This window comes from Achromobacter sp. RTa, from assembly GCF_000757485.1.
In the GTDB taxonomy this organism is placed as follows: domain Bacteria; phylum Pseudomonadota; class Gammaproteobacteria; order Burkholderiales; family Burkholderiaceae_B; genus Achromobacter.
Genome location: NZ_JPYO01000007.1, coordinates 26,422 through 45,318, shown reverse-complemented (window position 1 = coordinate 45,318; position 18,897 = coordinate 26,422). Strand labels below are relative to the sequence as shown.

The 18,897-nt window shown below is 68.1% G+C and carries 17 protein-coding genes; 7 read left to right on the top strand and 10 right to left on the bottom strand.

Going from position 1 to position 18,897, the window contains the following annotated elements; all coding sequences use genetic code 11:
• Positions 1-21 precede the first annotated feature (21 nt).
• Positions 22-936: a LysR family transcriptional regulator gene (locus tag JL37_RS03930; protein WP_043542168.1), complete on the top strand. Its 915-nt coding sequence runs from the start codon at positions 22-24 to the stop codon at positions 934-936.
• Positions 937-1,171: 235 nt separating this feature from the next.
• Here JL37_RS03930 and rpsT read toward each other — a convergent pair whose 3' ends face one another.
• The 7 genes from rpsT to JL37_RS03895 all read right to left on the bottom strand — a co-directional run bounded on the left by rpsT (position 1,172) and on the right by JL37_RS03895 (position 7,299).
• Entirely contained in the window at positions 1,172-1,435 is a 264-nt protein-coding gene (rpsT, locus tag JL37_RS03925; protein ID WP_043542310.1) for a 30S ribosomal protein S20, read from the bottom strand.
• 279 nt (positions 1,436-1,714) lie between these two features.
• Positions 1,715-2,686 (bottom strand): FecR domain-containing protein, encoded by a 972-nt coding sequence (locus tag JL37_RS03920; RefSeq protein WP_043542167.1) that lies wholly within the window; start codon positions 2,684-2,686, stop codon positions 1,715-1,717.
• A gap of 194 nt (positions 2,687-2,880) precedes the next feature.
• Positions 2,881-4,440 (bottom strand): murein biosynthesis integral membrane protein MurJ, encoded by a 1,560-nt coding sequence (murJ, locus tag JL37_RS03915; RefSeq protein WP_043542166.1) that lies wholly within the window; start codon positions 4,438-4,440, stop codon positions 2,881-2,883.
• A gap of 256 nt (positions 4,441-4,696) precedes the next feature.
• On the bottom strand, positions 4,697-5,455 hold the full coding sequence (locus JL37_RS03910) for a 3-hydroxyacyl-CoA dehydrogenase (RefSeq protein ID WP_043542165.1): 759 nt from the start codon (positions 5,453-5,455) through the stop codon (positions 4,697-4,699).
• Positions 5,456-5,589: 134 nt separating this feature from the next.
• The gene (gene adk / locus JL37_RS03905; protein ID WP_043542164.1) at positions 5,590-6,246 is read right to left on the bottom strand and encodes an adenylate kinase; all 657 of its coding nucleotides are present in this window, start codon (positions 6,244-6,246) and stop codon (positions 5,590-5,592) included.
• Between the two features lie 91 nt (positions 6,247-6,337).
• Positions 6,338-7,102: a 3-deoxy-manno-octulosonate cytidylyltransferase gene (kdsB, locus tag JL37_RS03900; RefSeq protein WP_043542162.1), complete on the bottom strand. Its 765-nt coding sequence runs from the start codon at positions 7,100-7,102 to the stop codon at positions 6,338-6,340.
• An 11-nt stretch (positions 7,103-7,113) separates the two neighbouring features.
• Positions 7,114-7,299 (bottom strand): Trm112 family protein, encoded by a 186-nt coding sequence (locus tag JL37_RS03895; protein WP_043542160.1) that lies wholly within the window; start codon positions 7,297-7,299, stop codon positions 7,114-7,116.
• 189 nt (positions 7,300-7,488) lie between these two features.
• On the opposite strand from JL37_RS03895, the gene JL37_RS03890 reads away from it, so the two are divergent.
• On the top strand, positions 7,489-9,717 hold the full coding sequence (locus JL37_RS03890; RefSeq protein WP_043542309.1) for an IgaA/UmoB family intracellular growth attenuator: 2,229 nt from the start codon (positions 7,489-7,491) through the stop codon (positions 9,715-9,717).
• On the opposite strand, the gene lpxK is transcribed toward JL37_RS03890, so the two are convergent.
• The 3 genes from lpxK to JL37_RS03875 are packed head-to-tail and all read right to left on the bottom strand — an operon-like array spanning position 9,714 to position 11,793.
• Positions 9,714-10,760 (bottom strand): tetraacyldisaccharide 4'-kinase, encoded by a 1,047-nt coding sequence (gene lpxK / locus JL37_RS03885; RefSeq protein WP_043542157.1) that lies wholly within the window; start codon positions 10,758-10,760, stop codon positions 9,714-9,716. The genes JL37_RS03890 and lpxK overlap by 4 nt on opposite strands.
• A complete protein-coding gene (locus tag JL37_RS03880) occupies positions 10,757-11,170 on the bottom strand; it encodes a biopolymer transporter ExbD (RefSeq protein ID WP_043542156.1) in 414 nt (137 codons plus the stop codon). Before JL37_RS03880 ends, lpxK begins: the two co-directional genes overlap by 4 nt.
• Positions 11,167-11,793 (bottom strand): MotA/TolQ/ExbB proton channel family protein, encoded by a 627-nt coding sequence (locus tag JL37_RS03875; protein WP_043542154.1) that lies wholly within the window; start codon positions 11,791-11,793, stop codon positions 11,167-11,169. The genes JL37_RS03880 and JL37_RS03875 overlap by 4 nt, the downstream gene beginning before the upstream one ends.
• A 353-nt stretch (positions 11,794-12,146) precedes the next feature.
• Between JL37_RS03875 and xseA the strand changes: the two genes are divergently transcribed.
• The 5 genes from xseA (at position 12,147) to pcaF (ending at position 18,894) form a co-directional block, all read left to right on the top strand.
• Positions 12,147-13,514, top strand: coding sequence for an exodeoxyribonuclease VII large subunit (gene xseA / locus JL37_RS03870; RefSeq protein WP_043542153.1), 1,368 nt, complete (start codon positions 12,147-12,149; stop codon positions 13,512-13,514).
• Positions 13,515-13,656: 142 nt separating this feature from the next.
• On the top strand, positions 13,657-14,235 hold the full coding sequence (gene sodB, locus JL37_RS03865) for a superoxide dismutase [Fe] (protein ID WP_043542151.1): 579 nt from the start codon (positions 13,657-13,659) through the stop codon (positions 14,233-14,235).
• 266 nt (positions 14,236-14,501) lie between these two features.
• Complete coding sequence (locus JL37_RS03860) at positions 14,502-16,079, top strand: methyl-accepting chemotaxis protein (protein WP_043542150.1); 1,578 nt, start codon at positions 14,502-14,504, stop codon at positions 16,077-16,079.
• A gap of 60 nt (positions 16,080-16,139) precedes the next feature.
• On the top strand, positions 16,140-17,534 hold the full coding sequence (locus tag JL37_RS03855) for a chloride channel protein (protein ID WP_052096841.1): 1,395 nt from the start codon (positions 16,140-16,142) through the stop codon (positions 17,532-17,534).
• 154 nt (positions 17,535-17,688) lie between these two features.
• Entirely contained in the window at positions 17,689-18,894 is a 1,206-nt protein-coding gene (pcaF, locus tag JL37_RS03850) for a 3-oxoadipyl-CoA thiolase (protein ID WP_043542149.1), read from the top strand.
• Positions 18,895-18,897 lie beyond the last annotated feature (3 nt).

Below are 18,897 nucleotides of genomic sequence, written 5' to 3'. Positions count from 1 at the left end.
CATTATGGATATGGGCCAGGCATGCTGACACATCGGCATATCGAAGTCTTCCGCGCCGTGATGATCGCCGGCAGCGTGACGAAGGCGGCCGAGCTGCTGGGTTCGTCCCAGCCCACGGTGAGCCGGGAGCTTGCGCGCATGGAGCAGGGCATCGGCTTTGCCCTGTTCGAGCGGGTAGGAGGGCGCCTGCGGCCCACCATGCCGGGCCTGGCGCTGTTCGACGAGGTCCGGCAGTCCTACGCCGGGCTGGAGCGGGTGGCGTCCGCCGCGGCGCGCCTGCGGGCGTTCAAGGGTGGGCAGTTGTCGGTCATCGCCTTGCCCGTGTTCTCCCATTCGATCCTGCCCGATGCGTTCCGGCGGTTCCATGAGCGGCATGAAGGCGTGAGCCTGGCCGTGGAAACGCAGGAGTCGCCCGTGCTGGAGGAATGGCTGACGGCGCAGCGCTACGATCTCGGCCTCACCGAGCACGACGCGGCGCCTGCCGGCACGCGCGTGGAGCTGTTGTTGCAAGTCGATGAAGTGTGCGTGTTGCCCGACAGCCACCCATTGCTGGCGCGCTCGCGGATCGAGCTGCCGGACTTCGAGGCGGAGACCTTCGTCAGCCTGTCTTCCAGCGATCCCTACCGGATCCTGATCGACGAGGCCTTTGCCGAGGCGGGCGTATTGCGGCGGTCCATCGTGGAGACGCCCGCTGCCGCATCCGTCTGCGCCTTCGTGCGCCAGGGGCTGGGCCTGGCCATCGTGAATCCGCTGACCGCTTTGGATTTCGTGGGCCGCGGGCTGCACATCCGTCCCTTGGCCCGCTCCTTTCCGTTCCGCGTCAGCGTCGTGTTTCCGGAGCACCGCCCGGGCAATCCGCTGGTGGGCGCGTTCATGGCGTCGCTGCGCGAAGCGGCCGGGGCGATCGAGATGCGTCTGGCGTCCGGCCTGGACTGAGGGGCACCGGGTCGGGAGCAGGCAAGTTTGCTGCCCTCCAGGGGGGCGTTTTTGTCTTGGGGCGGCCCGGCGACAAAAAAATGCCCCCACGCTGCACCCGCTTCGCGAGTTTGCTGCCCCCCAGGGGGGGCGTTTTTGTCTTGGGGCGGCCCGGCGACAAAAAAGAATGCCCGTGGGCATCCTTTTCTATTTGCCGTATTCGTGACGCCCCGGAAAACCGGGGCGGCAGAATGGCTTAGGCCAGCGCCTTGATGGCGGCAGCCAGGCGGCTCTTGTGGCGAGCGGCCTTGTTCTTGTGGATGATGTTCTTGTCAGCCACGCGATCGATCACGCTGGTGGCCTTCTGGAACACTTCGCCTGCCGCAGCCTTGTCGCCAGCGGCGATGGATTGGCGAACGCGCTTGATGGCGGTGCGCAGCATCGAGCGCAGGCTGGAGTTGTGCTTGTTGCGCTCAACGGATTGGCGAGCGCGCTTGCGGGCTTGGGCGGTATTGGCCATGTTGCTATATAAGTTGAATTCGGCAAAGTCGAACATTGTAGCAAGTCCCTATGGGATTGCAAGCTTTTAATGTCAAGTCTACCGATGGAGCGCCCGTCAACCGGGCGGGGGGCGCTAGGAGAAAAATTCCTGGGCTGGAGAACCCTTGCGGATGATCCTCGAAAAAGCCCGGAGGAAATCCGGCCTGAAGGAGAATCCGCGGCGCCTACTGGATAAAAACACCGTGATAAGTATACAACGAAGCGGGTCCGGCGGCACGGCGCGGACGCGAAGGCGTTGTCACGCGGCGACGTTGATCGACACGAACCAGGGCGTGAAGCGGCGGACCTGGATCGGCATCATGTCGCGGAGCGTGTCCAGCGCGGCGTCGGTATCGTCCAGCGGGAAATGGCCCGAGACGGGGAGGCCGCCGGCCGCCATGGAAACGCGCAGGGTGCCGCTGCGGTACGGGCGCAGGGCGGCGATCACCTCGGCCAGCGGACGGCCCCGGGCCTCGACCCAGCCCGCTTCCCAGGCGGCTTCGGCCATGAGCTCGGCGCGCGGGGTATCCATGCGGGACGCATCGAAACGGGCGCCGGTGCCGGCGCGGACGGCGCCGTGGGCGCCGGACATGGTTTCGACCTCGACCTCGTGTTCATGAACCACCACGACCGTGCGCTGGGCCTGCTGCCGCACCATGTAGCGAGTGCCCAGGGCGCGGACCGTGCCTTGGGCGGTCTGGACGAGGAAGGGGCGGCGGGCGTCGGGAGCGACCGATACCGTGACGGCGCCATCCAGCAGGCGGACCTGCCGGTAGGCCGGCGTGAAATCCAGGTTGACGCGGCTGCGGGCGTCAAGCAGGAGCTGGCTGCCGTCAGACAGGACGTAGCGGCGGCGTTCGCCGGTGGCCGTGGCGGCGTCCGCCGCGACGTTGCTCAAGGGATAGAATGCATTGCCCACATAGGCCGCGCAGGCGCCGGTACCCGCGAGCGCCAGCGCGCCGGTCAGGAAGCGGCGGCGGCCAGGCACGATGACCTGGGGCGGTGCGGACAGGGACTGCGGCGGCGGCGCCGAGCCGGCGGTGGCGTACCCCGCAGGGTAGGCGTCGCCCAGCCGGCCGAACGTCGACCCTTCCAATGAGCCTGTCAACTGTTGCCAGGCGTTCTCATGGGCAGGGTCGGCTGCGCGCCAAGCCAGAAAGTCGTTGTAGTCTTGCGCTGTTGCCTTGCCTGAGCGCAACAGCAGCAGCCAATTGATGACCTGGTCCGCCATGGGTTGTCCTTGGGCGTACTTCACTTCATGTCCCCGCATATGTTCCCGGGGGGGATCCTTTCGTTGGCAACTTGTAAATAATAAAGGTTTTTTACCAAAGATTACCGGGTTATTGTCAATTCTTGACGGATCTAGTGCAAAAAAAGCCAGCACTAGGCCGGCTTTCCGAGTGAATCCCGGCAGAATTGCCGAATTTAACGTGCGGGGCGTCGCCCGAAATCCCGAGGGCGGAAGCCAAACAGTAACAACATTCCGAAGTAGACCGCCCCGCTGGCGGCCAGCACGCCGGCCAGCCACGCCACGCGCAGGCCGGGATGGGCCTGCAGGGCGATCCAGTCGATCCGGCCGTCCACATACCAGAGCAGCGCGGCCAGCGCGGCCAGCGCGGGCAGCAGCCGCAGGGCGAACGCCGCCCAGCCCGGCCCGGGCTGGTAGACGCCGCGGCGCCGCAGTCCGAAGAGCAGCGCCAGCGCGTTCAGGCAGGCTCCCAGCCCGATGGCGAGCGCCAGGCCGGCATGCGCCATCAGGGGCACCAGCGCCAGGTTCAGCAGCTGCGTCACGATCAGCACGCCGATAGCGATTTTCACGGGGGTGCGGATATCCTGCTTGGCGTAGAAGCCGGGGGCCAGGATCTTGACCGCCAGCAGGCCGATCAGCCCCGCGGAGTAAGAGATGACGGCGAGCCGGGTCTGGGCGACGTCCTGCGCGCCGAAAGCGCCGTAGTGGAACAGCGTGGCGACCAGCCCGTCCGACAGCAGCGCCATGCCGACCGCGGCCGGCAGGCCCAGCAGCAGCACCAGGCGCAGGCCCCAGTCCAGCAGCGCGCTGTAGCCGCCGTGATCGTCGCTGGCATGCGCCGCCGACAGGCTGGGCAGGAGCACGGTGCCCAGCGCAACGCCCAGCAAGGCGGTGGGGAATTCCATCAGGCGGTCGGCAAAGGACAGCCAGGTCACGCTGCCCGGCGTAAGCCAGGTGGCGATATTGGTGTTGATCAGCAGGGAGAGCTGGGCCACGGACACGCCCAGCGTGGCGGGCGCCATCTGCCTGAGAATGCGCTGCACCGTCGGGTCGCGCCGGGCTTCGCCGAACCGGAGCGTGAGTCGCGGGGTCAGGCCCAGCCGCGCCAGGGCGGCCCATTGCACCGCCAATTGCGCCACGCCGCCGATCATTACGCCGATGGCCAGCGCATAGATGGGCACGTCCACGCGCGGGGCCAGCCAGAGGCAGGCGGCGATCATGGCAAGATTGAGCAGCACCGGCGTGAAGGCCGGCACGGCGAAACGGCGCCAGGTGTTGAGCACGCCCGAGGCGAAGGCCACCAGTGACATGCAGAAGATGTACGGGAACATCATCCGCGTCATCCAGACGGCGGCGCCGAATTCGGTGTCGCGGTCCGCGCCGCGCAGGCCGCTGGCCATGGCGGACACCACCCAGGGCGCCGCGACGATGCCTGCCAGCGTAATCAGCATCAGCGCCGCCGTCAGCAGCAACGCGACGCGGTCGAGCAGCGTGCGGACCTCTTCCGGCGAACGGTTGTTGCGCGCCGCGCCCAGGATGGGCACGAAGGCCTGCGCGAAGGCGCCCTCCGCGAACAGCCGGCGCAGCAGATTGGGAATGCGGAACGCGACCCAGAAGGCGTCAGTGATAGGGCCGGCGCCAAAGGCGCGGGCTACCAGGATGTCGCGGACCAGGCCGGAAATGCGGGACAGCAGCGTAAAACTGCTGACCGTGGCCGCCGAACGAAACAGGCTCATGGGAAGGCTATGTAATGAAAAAGGGGCCGACTGGCCCCGCAATGCAGGATATTCGCCCGAAAGGCGCCGCGCCCGCAAGAATGTCCGATACCTAGAACGGCCCGCGTCGAGGCTGCAAGAATAGACGCGGGCACCGATAGCTGTCTTGACGATCTACGCAAAAATAGCCGCGCCGCCGCCGCCGGGCCGCCCCAAGGCGGGCCAGCCCCCTCGGGGGGCAGCAAGCACACGAAGTGTGCGCGGCGTGGGGGCCCAATCACTTCGGAGGCATGCGGATCGCGCCATCGAGACGGATGGTTTCACCATTCAGCATATCGTTCGTGATGATGCTGTGGACCAGCTTGGCGTAGTCTTCCGGACGGCCGAGGCGGGCGGGGAAGGGGATGCTGGCGGCCAGGGAGTCCTGCACTTCCTGCGGCATGCCGAAAATCATGGGGGTGCCGAAGATGCCCGGGGCGATGGTCATGCAGCGGATGCCGGTCTTGGCCAGGTCGCGGGCGATCGGCAGGGTCATGCCGGCCACGCCCGCCTTGGAGGCGGCGTAGGCCGCCTGGCCGATCTGGCCGTCGAAGGCGGCGACGGAGGCGGTGTTGATCATCACGCCGCGCTCGCCGGTGGATTCCGGCGCGTTGGCGCTCATGGCCTCGGCGGCCAGGCGCATCATGTTGAAGCTGCCGATCAGGTTGATCGACACGACCTTCTGGAACAGGTCCAGCGGATGGGCGCCGTTCTTGCCGACGATCTTGGCGGCGGGAGCCACGCCGGCGCAGTTCACCAGGCCGAAGAGGGCGCCCAGTTCCTTGGCCGCGGCGACGGCGTTCTTGCCGTCGGTTTCTTGCGTCACGTCGCAATGCACGTAGCGCTGGCCCAGTTCCTTGGCCAAGGCTTCGCCCGGCTCGTCCTGGACGTCGGCGATGACGACCTTGGCGCCGTTCTGCACCAGCATGCGCACGGTGCCAGCGCCCAGTCCGGACGCGCCACCCGTAACGATGAATACCTTGTTCGCGATTTCCATGTCTCTGCCACCAGATAAATTCAAGGGATGAAAACGGCGCGGCAGGCGCCGAATATGACAAAGCCTTCGGGCCGGGACCGGAACGCGTTGCGTCCGGCCGGCGCCGAAGGCCTTCATTTAAGCCAAGGCGCCGGTCAGCTCTTGACGGCCTCGAACAGGCGCGACTTGATTTCGTCGACCGCGCCCACGCCCGAAATCTTGCGGTACTTCGGCGCGCCGGCCGCATCCTGCTGCGCCCAGGTCGAGTAGTAGTCGACCAGGGGGCGAGTCTGCTCGCGGTACACGGACAGGCGGTTGCGCACGGTTTCCTCGCGGTCGTCGTCGCGCTGGATCAGTTCTTCGCCGGTGATGTCGTCACGGCCTTCCACCTTGGGCGGGTTGAAGCGCACGTGGTAGCTGCGGCCGCTGGGCTGGTGCACGCGGCGTCCGCTCATGCGTTCGATGATGTCTTCTTCGGGGACTTCGATTTCCACCACGTAGTCCAGCTTGACCCCGGCGCTCTTCAGCGCGTCGGCCTGCGGGATGGTGCGGGGGAAGCCGTCGAAGAGGTAGCCATTGGCGCAGTCGGCCTGCTTCAGGCGGTCCTGCACGAGGCCAATGATGATCTCGTCGGAGACCAGGCCGCCGGCGTCCATGACCTTCTTGGCTTCGATACCTAGTGGCGTGCCCGCCTTCACCGCCGCGCGCAGCATGTCGCCGGTGGAGATCTGGGGAATGCCGAAGTGCTGGGTAAGAAACGCGGCCTGGGTGCCTTTGCCGGCGCCGGGGGGTCCGAGCAAGATGAGACGCATGAGTGCTCCTGAAGGGGTTTATTTTTTGTGATCCGGGGAATTATGCCGCAATGCAGCAGCCGATGCGGCGCCACGCTATAGGAAATAACCCTTATGTCTGTCTGGCGTAGACCTGCCGGACGCGTTCCAGGTCCGCGGGGGTATCTACGCCCGCGGCAGGAGGGTGGGAGGCCAGATGGACGACGATGACATGCCCATGCTCCATGGCCCGGAGCTGTTCCAAAGACTCGAAACGCTCCAGCGCGCCCTGGGGCAAGGCGGGGTAGCGGCGCAGGAACGACACGCGATAGGCGTAAAGGCCGATGTGGTGCCAGGCGGGCAGGCCGTCGGCCAGCACGCGCTCGCCGGCGGCAAGGGCGTCGCGGGCCCACGGGATGGGAGCGCGCGAGAAATACAGGGCGCGGTCGTCCGCGGCGCAGACCAGTTTCACCACGTTGGGGTTGAACAGCGCTTCGGCGTCGGCCAGAGGGCAGGCGCAGGTGGCGATGTCGGCTTCCGGGCAGGCCTGGAGCTTGGCGGCGACGGCGTCGATGAGGCCGGGCTCGATCAGCGGTTCGTCACCCTGGACGTTCACCACGATGGCGTCATCGGGCAGGCCGAGCTGGTCCACGGCTTCGGCGAGCCGGTCGGTGCCGGTGGGATGGTCGCCGCGGGTCATCAAGGCCTCCAGGCCATGGGCCTGCGCGGCCTGCTGGACGCGCACGTCGTCGGTGGCGACGTAGACGCGCTCGGCGCCGGACTGCGCGGCGCGCTCGGCCGTGCGCACCACCATGGGCTTGCCGGCGATGTCGGCCAGCGGCTTGTCGGGCAGCCGGGTCGAGGCCGTGCGCGCCGGAATCAGGGCGATGAAACTCATGCGGCGGCGGTTCAGTGGGAGGCGGGGGCGGCGTCGTCGAGCGCGCGGGCTTCCGACTCCAGCATGACGGGGATGCCGTCGCGCACGGGGAAGGCCAGGCGATCGGCGCGGCAAACCAGTTCGGCCTGCTGCCGGTCGTGTTCGAGGCGGCCCTTGCAAAGAGGGCAGACGAGGATGTCGAGAAGGCGGGATTCCATGAGCGGAATTCTAAAGCAGTTTGCCCCGTGCCGGACCGACCCTGGAGGCGCGTGCGGGAGGGCCGCGCAGTCGGGGACGGCCGTGATTTTTGTTCATTTGTTAATTAATGTCATGTTTTGAATTGTGTGTTGCGAATTGCGGGACGGATGGTCGCTATCATCCGCCGCGATTCCAAGCAGAGGAAAAACATGGATGCCAACACCCTCAAGCTGGGCCTGATGATCATCGTGTTGGTCTGGACGGTGGTCAGCGGGGTCACCTACATGGTCCGGCGCAGCGACAACAAGGGCGCGCTGCGGGACCTGAAGCGGGAAGGCCGGCCCTTGCGGCGAATGAGCGCGGCGGAACGCGAGATGCTGCAGCCCTTCCTGATCCATCCGGCAGGCCTCAAGAAGGCGGGGAAGCTGGTGAACGACGGAATTTTCCCGCTGCGCGGCGCATTCGTGCGCCACGGCATTTCGTCGAACCAGGGCGGCTCGACCATGCACGACACGCTGGGCGGGGTGGACGTGGTGCTGCCCTACGATGCCCGCGGCTTTCTGCGCGCAGACAACGTGGCGGAAGTGGCGATGACGGAGAAGTACGCCATCGTCGTCGCCCTGAACGGAGAGTTCGACCTGGCCGGCGGGCGCGAGCGCGAGCAGCGCCGCCACCGGAAGGACCAGCAATGGACCGCCGGCAAGGCCGGGGCCATGCAGAATGTGGTCGATCCGCAGACGCAGGCGTCCGACGCATCGGATGCCGGGCAGCGGGAGCAGAGCGAGCGCGAGCTGGCCGAGGCGATGCGCGTCGAGATCCTGGGCCAGCGCGATGAAACGCCCGCGGAGGTCGCGGCCCGCCAGCATCCGGGCATCGGGTTCTGGATCTCGGTGCTGTGGGCGCTGGCCTTCACGGGCCTGGCCGCGGCGGGGGTGGGCGGCGGCGCGGCATTCGCCGGCGGGGCCGCCGCGCTGGCCGCGTTGGCGCTGTGGCTGACCTGGGGCAGGCGCGGATCGCGCGCGCCCTGGAAAGTGAACCGCGCCAGGGGCGAGCTCCACGCCATCGTGCTGACCAATCCGGACAATGCGCAGGCCGTGTCCACCCAGCTGTTCCTGGGCGACAAGCTGCCCGTCAAGCTGCCGGACCATTGGCGCTCCACGCTGGAGCTGCCGGAGGACGGGCGCGTCGATGTGGACGTGCGCGTGGAGGATTATTCGGTCGTCCGCCTGGGCGCGAGCCATTCGGTGGACGAAGAGCAGCGCCTGTACCCGCGCGTGTTCTGGGGGCGCCACGCCACGCTGGCGCTGGTCGGGGCGCTGGCCGGGTGGGCGCTTTGCGCATCCGCGGACAATCTCGAGGGCGATGCGGCGCTGGCAGGCGCCTGGCTGCGGGGCGCGCAGCCGCGCGTCTACGCCTCGGCCGCCGAACTGGCCCAGGATCCGCCGGGCTTCGGCGTTCCGGTTTCGCTGGAGGGCCGCGCGCGCTGCGAACTGCGGCGCGACGACGATGCCGGCCGGACGGCTTTCGATTGCAGCCGCCTGCGCTGGGGCGGCGAGGCGCCCCAGCCCGCCCGCCTGGAAGTGAACGAAGCGGTCCGGCAGCTGTATTCGGGCGATTTCCTGAAGACCCGGTCCAATCCGATGCTGGACGTGCTGGTGGCCAGCCAGGTCTACAGCCGCATGCGCGCCGATCCCATGGCGGCCTACAACGCGCGCGGCGTTTCGGCCAGTAGTGTGGTCGGCCTGAGCGAGACGGTTGCCACCATCGAGGAAGCCTGCGGACAGGCTTCGGGGGAATCGATTTCCCGGTGCGACCGGTTGAAGCGGGAATTCGCCTCCAATATCCTGCTGGCGCAGGAGCAGCCCGGCAGTTGGCTGGAGCTCTACAAGCTGGCGGAGGGCGGCGCGTTCAAGGCCAAGGGTCGCAACGACGAGGGCGTGATGTTCTCGCGCTATGTCGAAGACATGCGCAGGCTGGCCCGGTCCAGCATGAGCGGGGTGCTGGAGGCCGCCGTGGAGCGCGCTTCCCGCAGCACGATGGACACGCAGCGCGGCGGCGTGGTGCTGCAGGTGCTGCCCGGCCCGCGTACGGCGCTGCCCAGCGTGCCGGGCGTAGGGGCCGAAGGCCAATTGGCAGCGTGGAATCAACGGCTGAAGTACCTGTCGCCCGAGGGAGTGATGCCGTTCAAGGTCGGCGGCCTGGCCGCGGGCACGGGCAGCGATGCCTCCGGCGCGCCGGAGGTCGTCGTGGACGCGGAGCGCAGCCTGGACGAACCCCTTCCGTCGCTGGCGCGCATGGCCTGGCTGCTGCTGGCGGGCCTGCTGGTGCTGGCGCACCTGCCGCTGGCCGTCGTCCGCTGGCGCCAGGCCTCCGCCCGCAAGCGCGGACTGCGGGAGTACGACGCGCGCCGCGCCGCGGCCAAGCCAGCGTTTTTCTAGTTTCCGCTCGCGGCGGGCTGGCGCAGCGCCTGCGCCAGCCAATCGAACAGTTCCGGGTCGGAGAAGCCGGCGCGCACTGGCACCTCCCACAGGCGGACGTCGCCCAGGGCGGGGCACTTGATGGCGTCCTTGGAGGTGACCAGTATGGCGTCGGCCTTCAGCGCCCGGAAGGGCGATTCGGCGTAGTCGTGATGGTCCGGCAGGGCCAGCGTGGTTTCCGGCGCGATGCCGGCTGCCCGCAGCGTGGCGAAGAACCGCTCAGGATTGCCGATGCCGGCCGCCGCCGCGATGCGCGGCTGCCCGGCGAAGGCCGCCAGCGGACGCCTGCCCCCGCCTTCGATCTGCCGGGCGTCTCCGGGTTCCAGCCACATGCGCACCTGGCGCGGACGGCCCGCGGCGGCGTCCTGCGGCCGGCCGTCGGGCGCGCCGATATTCGTCACCACGGCGTCCACTTCGCGCAGCCGGCTGGCCGGCTCGCGCAGGGGGCCGGCCGGCAGCAGGCGGCCGTTGCCCACGCCGCGTTCATCCTGCACCACGATCTCGATATCCCGCGCCAGCGCCAGGTGCTGCAGGCCGTCGTCGGAGACGATCACGTCCACCTCGGGGTGCGCCTGCAGCAGGGCCTGGGCGGCCAGGGCGCGCCTGGGGTGGACCGATACCGGAGCGCCGGTTGCGCGCGCGATCAGCGCCGGCTCGTCGCCGTAGTGGGCCGCCTCCAGCGCGCCGGTCCCGACGCGGGCGTGCGGGCCGACCTTGACGCCGTAGCCGCGGCTGACCACCCCCGGCGTATAGCCGCGGGCGCGCAGGCTTTCCACTGTGGCGATGACCATCGGCGTCTTGCCGGTGCCGCCAACATAGACGTTGCCGATCACCACCACGGGCACGGGAGCCCGATAGGCCGGGCGCGAGCCGTCCAGATAGCGTGCGCGCTTGCGCGCCACCGCCCAGGCGGTCAGCGCGGACAAGGGGCAAAGCAGGGTGGACAGCCAGCCGCCGTGCTGCCATTGGCGCGCCAGCAGCGTCGAAGCGCGCTTCGCGGTCACCGGGCTGTCTGCGCGGCGAAGTTGACGCGGCCGATGCCGGCCAGCCGTGCGGCTTCCATGACGTTGATCACGGATTGGTGGGTGGCCTGGGCGTCGGCGTTGATGACGACGAGCGGTTCCGTCTTGCCCGCAGCGGCCTGGCGCAGGGCGTCGGCGATCTCGGGCGCGGTGGAGACGTCGATGAGCGTGCCGTTGAGCGCGTAGCGCCCGTCCTGGCTGATGGCCACTTCCAGGGCCGGCGGCGTGTCTTGTTCCATCGAGGCCTGGGGCAGGGTGACCTTAAGCTGGGTGAAGCGCGCGAACGAGGTGGTCGCGGCGAGGAAAATCAGGATGACCAGCAGGACGTCGATGAGCGGGATCAGGTTGATGTCCAGCTCATCGCGGTCGCCCCGGGATCCGCGGAAATTCATGAACGGCCCTCGCGGGAATGGACGGAGTGGGACGATACGGCGCGGACCAGGCGCGACGCGGCCTGTTCCATGGCGCTGAGGTAGCCGTCCACGCGGCCGCGCAGGTAGCGGTGGGCGATCATGGCGGGAATGGCGATGAGGATGCCGAAACCGGTGTTGTAGAGCGCGATCGAGATGCCGCGCGCCAGCTGCGCCGGGTCGCCGCCGCCGGGAGTGTAGGAGCCGAAGATCTCGATCATGCCGACCACCGTGCCGAACAGGCCCATCAAGGGCGCGATGACGGCGATGGTGCCGATGGCGGATATGTAGCGGCTGAGGTCATGGGCGACGGCGCGGCCGGCGTCCTCGACCACGTTGCGCAGCTCTTCGCGCGGCAGGTGGCGATGCCGCATCACCTCGGCCAGCACACGGCCCAGCGGCGAATTGCGTTCTAGGCGGTTGATCGATTCGGGGGTGTCCTGGCGGTTGCGCAGCATTTCCGCGACCTGTTCGTTCAGGCCGCGCGGCATGACCAGCCCGCGCCGCAGCGAGAGGAAGCGCTCGAAGATCAGCGCCAAGCCCAGGACAGATGTCGCCAGCAGGGGCCAGATAGGCCAGCCGGCCTCGCGCAAGATGGAAAGCAAAGCGTTCAACTCCCGGGGAGCGCCATGCGCGCAGGGGGCGGGCGCAGGGCAACTGATCAAGCCGAAACTGTAACGGGGCGGCCGGGGCGTGGCAAGTCGGAACGACCCCAAAGCTATCCACAGATCTTGTGGATAATTCTGTGTAAAACTTGGCCGGAATGCTTGTGGGCACAGGGCTTGCACTTGTTTGCTTCAATTTCGATCAGCCCGATTTTCATAAAAAATCCATATAAATCAATGGTTTGATTCGAATTTGCTGGCTATCGGGCCGATTGGGGCAAACAAGCGGGGACGCGGTATGATGGCGGCCCGCTACGCGTGCCCTGTGGACAGGTTATGCATCGGAAAGCCTCATGACAATTGAATTTGCAGTCACAAACAACGCATTTGCGCGGGATATCCTGACGGTTGCCCAGTTGAACCAAGCAGTAGGGCAGTTGTTGGAGCGCAGCATTCCGGCGCTATGGGTGCGCGGAGAGATTTCCAACTTCACGGCCGCGGCTTCCGGGCATTGGTATTTCACGCTCAAGGACAGCCGGGCTTCCGTGCGCGCCGTCATGTTCCGGAGCCGCGCCAGCGCGGTGGGGTTCATGCCCAGGGCGGGCGACCAGGTCGAGATCCGGGCGCGGGTATCCCTGTACGAGCCCCGCGGCGACTACCAGTTGCAGGCCGACGCCATGCGCCGCGCCGGGGTCGGCAATCTTTATGAAGCGTTCCTGCGGCTGAAGGAGCAGCTGGCCTCCGAGGGCCTGTTCGATCCTGCCCGCAAGCGCGAACCCGTGCGCCTGCCCCGAGCGATCGGCGTCATCACCTCCCTGCATGCCGCGGCGTTGCGGGATGTGCTTTCGGCCCTGGCCCGGCGCGCCCCGCAAGTGCCCGTGATCATCTATCCGGCTCCCGTCCAGGGGGCGGATGCGGCCGGGCGCCTGGCGGCCCAGTTGCGGCTGGCCAATGAACGCGCCGAAGTGGACACCTTGCTGCTGGTGCGGGGCGGGGGCAGCATCGAGGATCTGTGGAGCTTCAACGACGAGGGCCTGGCGCGCCTGGTCGCGGCCAGCGAGATTCCGGTCATCAGCGGCGTGGGGCACGAAACGGATTTCACGATCGCCGACTTCGTGGCCGACGTGCGCGCGCCCACGCCGACGGCGGCCGCCGAACTGGCTTGCGTGCCGCGTTCCGAACTGCTGGGCCGCGTCATGCATGCGGGCCAGGCGATGGCGCGGGGGCAGCAGCGCAGGCTCGAACGCGCGGCCCAGAGGCTGGACCGCGCCGCCGCGCAGCTCGTGTCTCCGGCGCAGCGGCTGGAGCACCAGCGCGAACGTCTCAACAGCCTGCGCTTCCGCCTGGCGTCCGCCTGGGCGGGGCCGCAGGCCCGCCGCTCGGCGCGGGTCAACCTGCTGACGCAGCGGCTGGCGCACCGCGTGCCCGACACCGGCCGCGCCGCCGACCGCCTGAACGGCGCGCTGCGCCAGCTGGGCCAGGCGCATGCGCGGATGCTGGCGCAGCGTCGCGACAGGCTGGCGGCCGCAACGGCGCAACTGCGCGCGCTGGATCCCGGCAATACGCTGGCCCGCGGCTATTCCATCGCCCGCGATGCGGAAGGCCGCATCGTGCGCGACGCGGCGGCGTTGGCGGCGGGGCAGGCGCTGGATCTCAGCTTTGCGCAAGGCGGCGCCCGCGTCGAGGTCACGCATACGCGCAACACGCGCGACGCCGCCTGAGCCGCGTTTCGCGGCCGGCGCGCTTGAGGCGCGGCGCAAGCGTCCGTTAACCCCGCGCCAGGGCGGGGTTAACGCGGTATCCTCATGAGTTGCCGATACAATTGAACGGCTTGATCGTGCACTCAACAGAAGGAACTTTCACATGGCACATACTCTTCCCCCCCTGCCTTACGAACTGGACGCGCTGGCGCCGCACATCTCCAAGGAAACGCTGGAGTTCCACTACGGCAAGCATCATCAGACCTACGTCACGAACCTGAACAACCTGATCCCGGGCACGGAATTCGAATCGCTGTCGCTGGAAGACATCGTGAAGAAGTCCTCGGGTGGCATCTTCAACAACGCCGCCCAGATCTGGAACCACACGTTCTACTGGAACAGCCTGGCCCCCAAGGCGGGCGGAGCTCCCACCGGCAAGCTGGCTGACGCCATCAACGCCAAGTGGGGCAGCTTCGACGCTTTCAAGGAAGCGTTCAACAAGTCGGCCGCCGGCAACTTCGGTTCGGGCTGGACCTGGCTGGTCAAGAAGGCCGACGGCTCGGTCGACATCGTCAACACCAGCAACGCCGCCACCCCCCTGACCACGGCCGACAAGCCGCTGCTCACCTGTGATGTGTGGGAACACGCCTACTACATCGACTACCGCAACGCCCGTCCCAAGTACCTGGAGAACTTCTGGGCGCTGGTGAACTGGGAATTCGCGGCCAAGAACTTCGCCTGATCCGCAAGGCCAGGCTGACGGGCCGGCCCGTGCCGGCTCCGAAGAAACCCCTCGCCAATCCGAGGGGTTTTTTTTCGTCTTCAGCCGGTATTTTTCTTGTCGATTGTCGACTTCATTGCGGCGAAATGACGCGCAAACAGCCTTTTTCTCAGGGTTATCCCTAGGAAATCCAACCGCTATCGTTGCCCCCGGTCTGCGACTGAACCACGGGGCCCATGACCGCGGCACGCCCGCCATAAACCGGGGTAATCACAGGGAAGGGAAGCATGTTGCGGTTTTTTTCGGGAATGCGCATCGGCACGCGCCTGTCGGGCGCGTTTTTGCTGGTCGCGGTAGTAGGCGGCGCGATCGGCGCTTTCGGGGTTTGGGGCCTCGCGCGCATCGACGCAATGAATGACCGGCTTTACGACACCGAGCTGCGAGGCATCTCGGATCTCAAGGAAGCCAATATCAACCTGATTTACGCGGGCCGGGCCCGCAACGCGTATCTGGCCGTCTCGAGCGAGCAGGAGCGCCAGGCCCTGCGCAAGCAGTTCGACGACGCCATCAGGAACATGGATGCGCTGCGCGAGAAGGCCAGCGCCAACTTCTACTCGGAAGACAACAAGCGCCTGCTCGCGCAGTTCGCGGAGATCGAGCAGGTCTGGAAGCGCGAATCGGCGGCATTCTTCGCCGCGGCCCAGTCGCAGCCGCTGACCCAGGCCGATCCGCGCGTGGCCGAGATCGAGGCGCGCGTGATCTCGGCGTCGGAGAAGCTGGACGACCTGATGACGACGCTGGCGCAGGGCAAGGAGGGCGCTGCCGCGCAAACGGTGAAGGACGGTACGGAACTGTACGGCACGGTGCGCGCCGTCATGATCGCCCTGGCGGTCATGGGCGTGGCGATCGGCATGCTGCTGGGCTGGCTGGTCACACGCGGCATCGTGCGTCCGCTGGAGCAGGCCGTGAAGGCCGCGCGGCAGGTGGCGGCGGGCGATCTGACGACCGATATCCAGGTGGCCTCGCGCGACGAGACCGGAGAGCTGATGGGCGCGCTCAAGGCCATGAACGAAAGCCTGGCCCGGATAGTGAAGGACGTGCGCGACGGCTGTGAGAACATCGCCTCGGCGTCCTCGCAGATCGCGCAGGGCAACGCCGACCTGTCGCAGCGCACCGAAGAGCAGGCTTCCTCGCTGGAGGAGACCGCCGCGTCGATGGAGGAGCTGACCAGCACCGTGCAGCAGAATGCGAACAATGCCGGCGAAGCGGACCGGCTGGTCGGCCTGGCCTCCCGCGTGGCCGTCCGGGGCGGAGAGGTGGTCGATGGCGTGGTCCAGACCATGGGCGCCATTTCCGACAGTTCGCGCCGCATCGCCGAGATCACGGGCGTGATCGATGGGATCGCCTTCCAGACCAACATCCTGGCGCTCAACGCGGCGGTGGAGGCGGCCCGGGCGGGCGAGCAGGGCCGCGGCTTCGCGGTGGTGGCGGGCGAGGTGCGCACGCTGGCGCAGCGGTCGGCGGTGGCGGCCAAGGAGATTAAGGCCTTGATCGACGAATCCGCGGCTCGCGTGGAAGGCGGGACGCGCCAGGTCGACGAGGCCGGCCGCACGATGCGTGAAGTCGTGGACAGCGTCGGCCAGGTCGCGGCCTTGGTGCGCGAAATCGCCAGCGCTTCCGAGGAGCAGTCCGCGGGCATCGGCCAGGTCAACCAGGCCGTGGCGCAGATGGATACCGTGACTCAGCAGAACGCGGCCCTGGTGGAAGAGGCCGCGGCCGCCGCGGCCAGCATGCAGGAGCAGGCCGGACGCCTGGCGCAGGAAGTGCGCCGTTTCAAGGTCGAGGCGGGCGGCTCGTCATTCTGACCCCATGGCGCGGGCGGCAGTGGTAAGGTGGGCGGCTTTCCATCCCCGCTCGCCACGCCCATGACCCAGCCCGATTCCTTGCGCCGGATACTGGCCGCTCCCCGCCATTGGGCGCACCGCAAGGTGCGCCAGATCAATCGCCTATCGCGCAAGAGCGTGCAGATGGGGTTGCTGCTGGGCGGCGCGGGCCTGGTGGCGCTGATGTCGCTGGGCTTTGCATACCTGGCCGACAAGGCGCTGGAATGGAACCGCGCCTGGGTGTCCCACAACGGCTGGCTGGCCGTGCTGGTGCTGCCGCTGGGCCTGGCCGCTTTGCGCTGGCTTACGCTGCGCTACGCGCCCAACGCCTCCGGCAGCGGCATTCCCCAAGTCATCGGCGCCTTGTCGCTGCCGCCCGGAGCCAGCCAGAACAGCCTGGTGTCGCTCGGGCAGACGCTCTGGAAGATTCCCCTGGCGTTTTTCGGCATGCTGGCCGGCGCCTCGATCGGCCGCGAGGGCCCCTCGGTGCAGGTCGGCGCGGCGCTCATGCTGGCCTGGGGGGACTTCTGGAAGCGGCGCGGCGTGCAGCTGCGTGGGTTCCATGCCAACGAACTGATCGCCGCCGGCGCCGCGGGCGGCCTCGCCGCCGCCTTCAATGCGCCGCTGGCCGGCGTCATTTTCGCCATCGAGGAACTCGGGCGCGGCACGGTGCTGCGCTGGCAGCGCCTGGTGCTGATCGGCGTGCTGGCCTCCGGCTTCCTGGTCGTGGCCGTGGTGGGCAACAACCCGTATTTCGGCGTCTTCGGCGGCGCGCCGCTGGCGCATGGCATGGTGACCTGGGTGGTCATCTGCGCCGCGCTCAACGGCGCGCTGGGCGGTATTTTCGCGCGCCTGCTCGGCAAGGGCGTCACGGGCTGCGCGCCGCGCCCCTGGCGCGCGTGGATCCGCGCGCATCCGATCTGGGTGGCCTTCGCGATGGGGCTGCTCCTGGCGGCCATCGGCCTCGCGACGGCCGGCAGCGTGTACGGCACGGGGTATGGCGTGGCGGCGGACCTGCTGTCGGGCCACGACACCGCGCCGGCGAGTTTCGGCCTGGCCAAGCTGTCGGCCACCGTCGTTTCGTACTGGGCGGGCATACCGGGCGGCATTTTCACGCCGGCGCTGACCACGGGGGCGGGCATCGGCCACCATATCTGGCAGCTGGCGGGCGAGGGCGTGGACCACCGCGTGCTGGTGCTGATCTCCATGGCCGCCTTCCTGGCCGCCGCCACCCAGGCGCCGCTGACCGCCAGCGTGGTGGTGATGGAAATGACCGGCAGCCAGCCCATGCTGTTCTGGCTGCTGGTGGCGTCATTGCTGGCTTCGGTCGTGTCGCGCCAGTTCTGCCCGCAACCGTTCTATCACCTGGCCGCGGGGCGTTTCCGCCGGCAGGCGATTGTGGAGACGGCGCGCGCGGCCCGGCCGCCCGCGGCATGAGCGGCGCCGCTCCGTGTCCGCGCGCCGGCGCCGAGGTGAACATCCATTGGACACTGTCCGTGCAGCGGACATCCCGCCTATGCGCCAGTATGGTGCGAGGGGCCTGCGTTAAGATCGTCCGATCCGGTTTTTTCTCACTTACTTCGAGCCTCCCATGACCGTGCATGCTTATATCTGTGATGCGATTCGCACCCCCTTCGGCCGCTATGGCGGCGCGCTGGCTTCCGTGCGCCCCGACGATCTTGCAGCCGTAGCCATCAAGGCGCTCGTGGCGCGCAACCCCGGCGTGCGCTGGGAAGAACTGGACGACGCCATCATGGGCTGCGCGAACCAGGCAGGCGAAGACAACCGCAACGTGGCGCGCATGGCCACCCTGCTGGCCGGCCTGCCGATCGAAGTGCCCGGCGCCACCCTCAACCGCCTGTGCGGCTCGGGCCTGGACGCCATCGGCACCGCCGCCCGCGCCATCCGCGCCGGCGAAGCCGGCCTGATGCTGGCCGGCGGCGTGGAAAGCATGAGCCGCGCCCCGTTCGTCATGGGCAAGGCAGACAGCGCCTTCTCGCGCAGCGCCGCCATCTACGACACCACCATCGGCTGGCGTTTCATCAACAAGCTGATGAAGGCGCAGTACGGGGTGGATTCGATGCCCGAAACGGCCGAGAACGTCGCGGACGACTTCAAGATCAACCGCGAAGACCAGGATCTGTTCGCGCTGGCCAGCCAGCAGAAGACCGCGCGTGCGCAGAAGGAAGGCTTCTTCGACGCCGAGATCGTGCCGGTGTCGATTGCCCAGAAGAAGGGCGATCCCATCGTCGTGAGCAAGGACGAGCACCCGCGTGAAACCAGCCTGGAATCGCTGGCCAAGCTGAAGGGCGTGGTCCGCGAAGGGGGCACCGTCACCGCCGGCAACGCGTCGGGTGTGAACGACGGCGCCGCCGCGCTGCTGCTGGCCGACGAAAAGGCCGCCGCCCGCCACGGCCTGACCCCGCGCGCCCGCGTGGTCGGCATGGCCACGGCCGGCGTGGCCCCGCGCATCATGGGCATCGGCCCGGCGCCGGCCACCCAGAAGGTTCTGGCGCAGACCGGCCTCACGCTGGACCAGATGGACGTGATCGAACTGAACGAGGCGTTCGCCGCCCAGGGCCTGGCCGTGCTGCGCCAGCTGGGCATCGCCGACAACGATCCGCGTGTGAACCCGAACGGCGGCGCGATCGCCCTGGGCCACCCGCTGGGCGCCAGCGGCGCCCGCCTGGCCACCACCGCGATCAACCAGCTGCACCGCACCGGCGGCCGCTATGCGCTGTGCACGATGTGCATCGGCGTGGGCCAGGGCATCGCGGTGATCATCGAACGGGTGTAAGCG